Origin of the sequence: Prevotella sp. S7-1-8, from assembly GCF_000758925.1 — a bacterium.
In the GTDB taxonomy this organism is placed as follows: Bacteria; Bacteroidota; Bacteroidia; order Bacteroidales; family Bacteroidaceae; genus Prevotella.
Genome location: NZ_JRNC01000048.1, coordinates 50818 through 56817, shown reverse-complemented (window position 1 = coordinate 56817; position 6000 = coordinate 50818). Strand labels below are relative to the sequence as shown.

Sequence of the window (6000 nt, the reverse complement as noted above, 5' to 3'; positions counted from 1 at the left end):
AACCGTAGCAACAGCCACACGAGCGAAAATAATTCAGTTACCGAACATTACTCCATCGTTACCTATGACGAAATCGGGTAACGCTCTGGTAACTGAACTTCTGCCTAAATCTGCACATTATGACCCTTTTTGAAAAGAGCACTTCTATGCAAATTATTCCGTTTCCTGCTCATTATCAGTCGATTTACATCAACTTCGATATTTCTTCATTTTCGTTGATTAGTTGCTCACCGATTAAGTACTAATCGCACGCTGATTAAGTACTAATCGCAGCGTGAATAGGCACTAATGGCAAACGCCCTATACAGGCTTTGGAAAGTGTGCAGCCATTTACTATCTTACATAATTGGAAATCAAAGACTTAAAGAAAATACAAGATTAGCATAGACTACAAGGAGCAAAAAATATGTCCAGCCTATTTTGGTTAACGCAATGGGCTTCGTTCACCCCTTGTATCATCTCGCTCCTTGACGCCGCGCCTTCACATTTTGGCTTGCCTACAGTTCGGTATTGTTTGTCAAGGGCTAATATCCGATGGCGTAGCACTGCCACAAGAGGCGCATCGGAACGCCGAGGACCGCAAGGATAGGGGCAAGGCACTTGGACGGATGGATGGTGTACATGGTGTCAATATCTTGACATGTCCGCAATTTTTCGTCTCACGTAGGCACGCAGCCCCTCGTCACCAAGAATGGTTATCTCGTCGAACAAACCGAGTATGAAACGCGAGATACCCACGTAGTTGACCAAAGTGGCCTCGAAAATCCAATGATTGTCGTCCTCGCGCGAGAGCATTGGCGCTGAGCGTGGGTACTCCTCAAGCATGAGATTGTGCGCCAACAAGCTAAGACGCAACTTGACGCGCAACTGCTCCTCGCCGCTAAACATGAACATATCCGTGAAAACCTCTCGATGGCGATCGGTGTTAAACCATGGCGCGTCCACCACTTCCACTCGCCCTATCCGCGCTATTTTGAACGTTTTGTTTTGCTTAGACTTGATTTCGAAAGCCCTTACGTCAGTCTTCGCGCCTTGAAACAAGAATGGTTCCACCACGCGGTCGCTGACGCTATGGCTGTGAGGAGACGAATAGTCGCGCAGAATGACCACTCGTCGCTGCTCCATGGCCCGTTCGAGGGCCTCGATGTTGTCTGACAAATGGCGCATGTCGCGCATGCCATCTTGATGGTCTATGTCATAATATCGCTCCAATTTGCGCTTGACGACACTGGCCATCACGTCTTGCCCAGCCAGTTTCGACATCAGGGCGTGAAGATAAACCACCTCGTCGTCGGCAAACTCGACAGCCGAAGCGACACGCTGAAGGAAGGGGGAGCGTGGGTCTATATAATAAAAGGTTCGATCGCGCACCACTCGAAATCCCATGCCGCGAAACAGCCGCAACACATAATACAAGTTGCGCCGGGTGGTACCCAGCGCGCCCGCGAGCTCAATAGCCGTGTGGTCATGGCCGTCGAGCATGGTGAGAATAAGCTGAAACCAACGCTCAAATCTTGCCGGGCTACTTGCCATCGAAATCTATTTTGAGTTGGGTGGCCTGGCGGAGATGGAAACTGCGACGATGATAGGGACTTATCCCATGCGTCGCGATGGCCGCGCGATGGTCGCGGGTGGGATAGCCCTTGTTGCTGTCCCAATGGTAAGCAGGGTATTGAGCGTGCAGCCCCATCATATAGTCGTCGCGAAAAGTCTTGGCCAAAATGCTGGCCGCGGCTATAGATTGGTACTTGCCATCGCCCTTGACAACGCACTCGAAAGGTAATGTATCTCGGTCGTCAGCATGCGCCGCGACACGTTCTATCCTGCCCCCGAAAGGCGATTCGGACACAGGTTTGTATGGATCGAACCTGTTGCCATCTATGATGAGGGCTTGCGGGCGCGTGGTGAGCTGGTCTATGGCGCGGTGCATGGCCAAGAAACTGGCGTGAAGGATGTTCAAACGGTCTATCTCCTCGGGCGTAGCCACGCCAACAGCCCAAGCCACGGCATCGCGCATGATTTGCGCGCGCAATGCGTCTCGACATTTGGCCGACAACTGTTTGGAGTCGTTGAGGGCTGGATTGTCATAATCGTAAGGCAAGATGACGGCCGCGGCATAGACGCTGCCGGCTAAACAGCCACGACCAGCCTCGTCACATCCAGCCTCGACAAGATCTGTAAAAAAATGATTTTTAAGCATGAAGGCAGTGTTCAGGGTTTTGACATTCAAAACATTTTGGCCACGCGCTCTATGCCATCGGCCAAACGATCCACCTCCTCCATGGTGTTGTACAGCGCGAACGACGCCCTGACGGTGCCAAGGACACCTAACCTGTCCATCAGCGGTTGGGCACAATGGTGCCCCGTGCGCACGGCAATGCCAAGACGGTCAAGCAGCGTCCCTATATCCATGTGATGTATATCGGCCACGTTGAAACTGACAACAGGCTCGTGGACATGGGCTGTCTCGCCATCGGCATGGCCATAAATCTTGACACCATCGATGGCGCGAAGACGGTCGATGGCGTAGCGAGCCAGCTCATGCTCATGCTTGGCGATATTGTCAAGACCTATTTGAGACACATAATTGAGTGCCGTGGCCAACCCATGCGCGGCAATATAGTCGGGTGTGCCAGCCTCAAACTTGAGCGGCGGACGCTCGAAGGTGGTTTTTTCGAACGTGACGCGCGCTATCATCTCGCCACCTCCCTGATAGGGTGGCAACCGGTCCAGCCACTCTTCCTTGCCATAGAGCGCGCCTATACCGGTGGGGCCATAGACCTTGTGGCCACTGAAGACGAAGAAATCGCAATCCATGGCCTGAACGTCCACCTTGAAATGGGGCGCGCTCTGCGCGCCGTCGACAAGCACGGGCACGCCACGCTCGTGAGCCAAGCGTACGATGCGAGCCACAGGATTGACCGTGCCGAGCACATTGCTCACATGCGTCACGGCGACGATACGCGTGCGCTCAGTGATGAGATTAACAAAGGCTTGCATGTCCAACTGGCCATCGTCGGTGATGGGTATGACCTTGATGACAAGCCCCAAACGTTCGGCTTGCAACTGCCAAGGCACGATATTGGAGTGGTGCTCGAGGGTGGAGAGAATAATCTCATCGCCCTCACGCATGCACGATTGGCAAAAACCGTGCGCCACAAGATTGATACCCTCGGTGGTCCCACGCGTGAAAACAATATCGGAAACACTCGGCGCGTTGATATATTGGCATACAGTTTGACGGGCTTGCTCATAAAGCTCAGTGGCCTGCTGGCTCATCCAGTGAACGCCGCGATGCACATTGGAGTTGACATTAAGGTATTCTTGGCGCATGGCGTCAAGCACCACCAAGGGTTTCTGCGTGGTGGCGGCATTGTCGAGATAAACCAAAGGCTTGTCGTAAACCCTGCGAGAAAGAATGGGAAAATCAGACCTTAGCAATTCAATATTCATAATTCAAAATTCATATTTGAAGTTATAGCGAGGGGAGATGAAAGGGTTGTAACCCATATTGCGCAATTTTCAATCCACAATTAGACAAACGATAAAAATGAAAGCGCGCGCAACACAAAATTCACAACTCAAGTTTCAAAATTGGAACATCCACCCATTTGCCATTTGTCCTTATCTGGATTTAACACTCGCGGACCGTCATTTGACATTAAAAGATCCACGTTCGCAAATCAATCTTTGCACAGTTTGCACCCCTCACAAGTGTTAAGCTCTCCACGGAAGCGCTTTTCGACCAAGTGATGGAGACGGTCTCGCAAAGGCTCGAGGTTGATTTGATCTATAACCTCGCCGATGAAAGCAAACTCAAGGAGGAGCTTGGCCTCACTCTCCGAAATGCCCCGCTGGCGCATATAGAACATGGCGGCTGCGTTGAGCTGGCCCACCGTGGAACCGTGGGCACACTTCACGTCATCGGCGTATATTTCCAACATGGGCTGGGTGAACATGCGGGCCGTCTTGGCGGTACACAGATTTTGGTTGGTCATCTGCGACTCGGTCTTTTGACTGTCGTGGCGAACATGGACCAATCCAGCGAAAGCACCAACGGCCTTGCCATTCAGCACATATTTATAAAGTTCGTTTGACGTGCAATGTCCCACTTGATGGTCTATCAATGTGTTGTTGTCCACATGCTGGTCTTGGTCGGCAATGACGCACCCATTGCAGTTGCAGGCAGCTCCCTCACCCTTGAACACGAGCTGAAGCATATTGCGGGTGATGCCGTTTTGCAGCGTGATGACGTTATGGTTGACACGGCTGCGAGCCCGCTGCTCTATGTAGACATTGGACAACCTTACGTTCTTGCGGTGGGTTGCCTCGAGGCAATAGAGATCCAACGACGCTCCCTCGCCCACGTAAGCCTCTATAACCTGCGTGCCAAGAAAATTGCGGTCGTCGGCGGAATCGTCGCAAAAGAGGAACTTCGCCTCGGCTCCCTCACCCAAAACGATGAGCACGCGACGGTTGACCATAAGGTCCACGTCTGACCGAAGGATGTTGACAACCTGAATGGCACGTTCTATTTTGACGCCACTCGGCACGTAGACGAACAGGCCATCTTGTGCCAACATGGTGTTGAGGGCGGTCAACGGATCCTTTTCCGTGCGCGCGATCTTGGTATAATATCGCGCAATGAACTCAGGATGAAGCTCGGCCGCCTCTTTCAGGCTGCCCAAAACGACACCTTCCGGCAGGTCTACCTTGGGACGAGTTTTGTTGTAAAATGAGTCGTTGACCACAAAATAGAGCGACGTGCTCATGTTGGGAATATCGCAACTGAAGGTTTTATGGGGGTTGATGGGTATGTCGAGACGGTTAAGATTCAGGCCATAGTCTGGCTCAAAAATCTTTTGCATGTCAGTGTATCTGTAGTTTTCAACTTTTCTGTTGGGCAGACCCTGCGCCTTAAAGTCTTCGAAAGCCTTGTCGCGCGCGGCATTCATCACCGCCGCGGAATGGTCGAAGATGAGCTGTCTGGCTTGAGAGTACAAATCTATATATTGTTTTTCACTGTTCATGAAACTGGCTTTTTTAAATTTAGAAGTGAAGCATTGTCGCACCGTAGAATTAAGACGGCGCCCTGCCATGTAACGACGCGTGGTGACGGGGTTGACTTTTCGCTCGCGCCAACCATTCGCCTCCATGCCATTATTCATTGTTTAGGGCATCGGCCTCTTCCTTGATCCAGTCGTATCCACGTTTCTCTATTTCTCGCGCGAGCTCCGGTCCAGCTGTTTTTACGATACGACCTTTGTACAAGACATGTATAACCTGTGGTTGTATCATATCCAGCAGACGTTCGTAGTGGGTGATGACGATGATAGATTTTTGTGGAGTGAAGAGTTTGTTCACGCCGTTTGCGACGATGCGCATGGCGTCGACATCGAGCCCGGAGTCGGTTTCGTCAAGAATGCTAAGCTGCGGATCGAGCATGGCCATTTGGAAAATCTCGTTGCGTTTCTTCTCTCCGCCAGAGAATCCCTCGTTGACAGAGCGACGCGACAGTTTGGAGTCAAGTTCCACGATGGCGCGTTTTTCGCGCATGAGCTGCATGAACTCGGCAGCCTTCAGAGGCTCCAAGCCATGATATTTACGACGTGAATTGACAGCCGCTTTCATAAAATTGGTCATTGAGACACCCGGTATTTCCACGGGATATTGAAACGAAAGGAAAAGCCCCTCGCACGCACGGTCCTCGGGTGGCATGCTCAACAAATTCTTGCCGTTGAACACAGCCGACCCCTCGGTTACGGTATAAAGAGGATTTCCGGTAAGCACGGCGCTGAGCGTAGATTTCCCGGAGCCGTTGGGACCCATGATGGCGTGTATCTCTCCATCATTGACGGTTAGATTGATACCTTTTAATATTTGTTTGCCCGCTATGGTGGCATGAAGGTTCTTGACTTGTAGCATATTGTATTTTGTTTGGATTAACCAGAGGTTAACTATCTTAAACTTTATAATTCAATTGGTTTTGTATGTCTTGAC

5 protein-coding genes are annotated in these 6000 nt (G+C 51.2%); all 5 read right to left on the bottom strand.

What is annotated here, in order from left to right; genetic code table 11:
• Positions 1-627: 627 nt before the first annotated feature.
• On the bottom strand, positions 628-1533 hold the full coding sequence (locus HMPREF1640_RS08160; protein WP_052051769.1) for a YafY family protein: 906 nt from the start codon (positions 1531-1533) through the stop codon (positions 628-630).
• Positions 1523-2200 carry a ribonuclease HII gene (locus tag HMPREF1640_RS08155; RefSeq protein WP_036893816.1) on the bottom strand — a complete coding sequence of 226 codons (678 nt, stop codon included), beginning with the start codon at positions 2198-2200 and terminating at the stop codon, positions 1523-1525. Before HMPREF1640_RS08155 ends, HMPREF1640_RS08160 begins: the two co-directional genes overlap by 11 nt.
• 26 nt (positions 2201-2226) lie before the next feature.
• Entirely contained in the window at positions 2227-3453 is a 1227-nt protein-coding gene (locus tag HMPREF1640_RS08150) for a cysteine desulfurase (RefSeq protein ID WP_081935319.1), read from the bottom strand.
• A gap of 230 nt (positions 3454-3683) precedes the next feature.
• Entirely contained in the window at positions 3684-5030 is a 1347-nt protein-coding gene (gene sufD / locus HMPREF1640_RS08145) for a Fe-S cluster assembly protein SufD (protein WP_036893815.1), read from the bottom strand.
• Positions 5031-5160: 130 nt separating this feature from the next.
• A complete protein-coding gene (gene sufC / locus HMPREF1640_RS08140) occupies positions 5161-5925 on the bottom strand; it encodes a Fe-S cluster assembly ATPase SufC (RefSeq protein ID WP_036893803.1) in 765 nt (254 codons plus the stop codon).
• Positions 5926-6000 lie beyond the last annotated feature (75 nt).

Coding starts and splice junctions, on each gene's coding strand:
- HMPREF1640_RS08155 (WP_036893816.1), bottom strand. CDS start 2,200: ATGCTTAAAAATCATTTTTTTACAGATCTTGTCGAGGCTGGATGTGAC.
- sufC (WP_036893803.1), bottom strand. CDS start 5,925: ATGCTACAAGTCAAGAACCTTCATGCCACCATAGCGGGCAAACAAATA.
- sufD (WP_036893815.1), bottom strand. CDS start 5,030: ATGAACAGTGAAAAACAATATATAGATTTGTACTCTCAAGCCAGACAG.
- HMPREF1640_RS08150 (WP_081935319.1), bottom strand. CDS start 3,453: ATGAATATTGAATTGCTAAGGTCTGATTTTCCCATTCTTTCTCGCAGG.
- HMPREF1640_RS08160 (WP_052051769.1), bottom strand. CDS start 1,533: ATGGCAAGTAGCCCGGCAAGATTTGAGCGTTGGTTTCAGCTTATTCTC.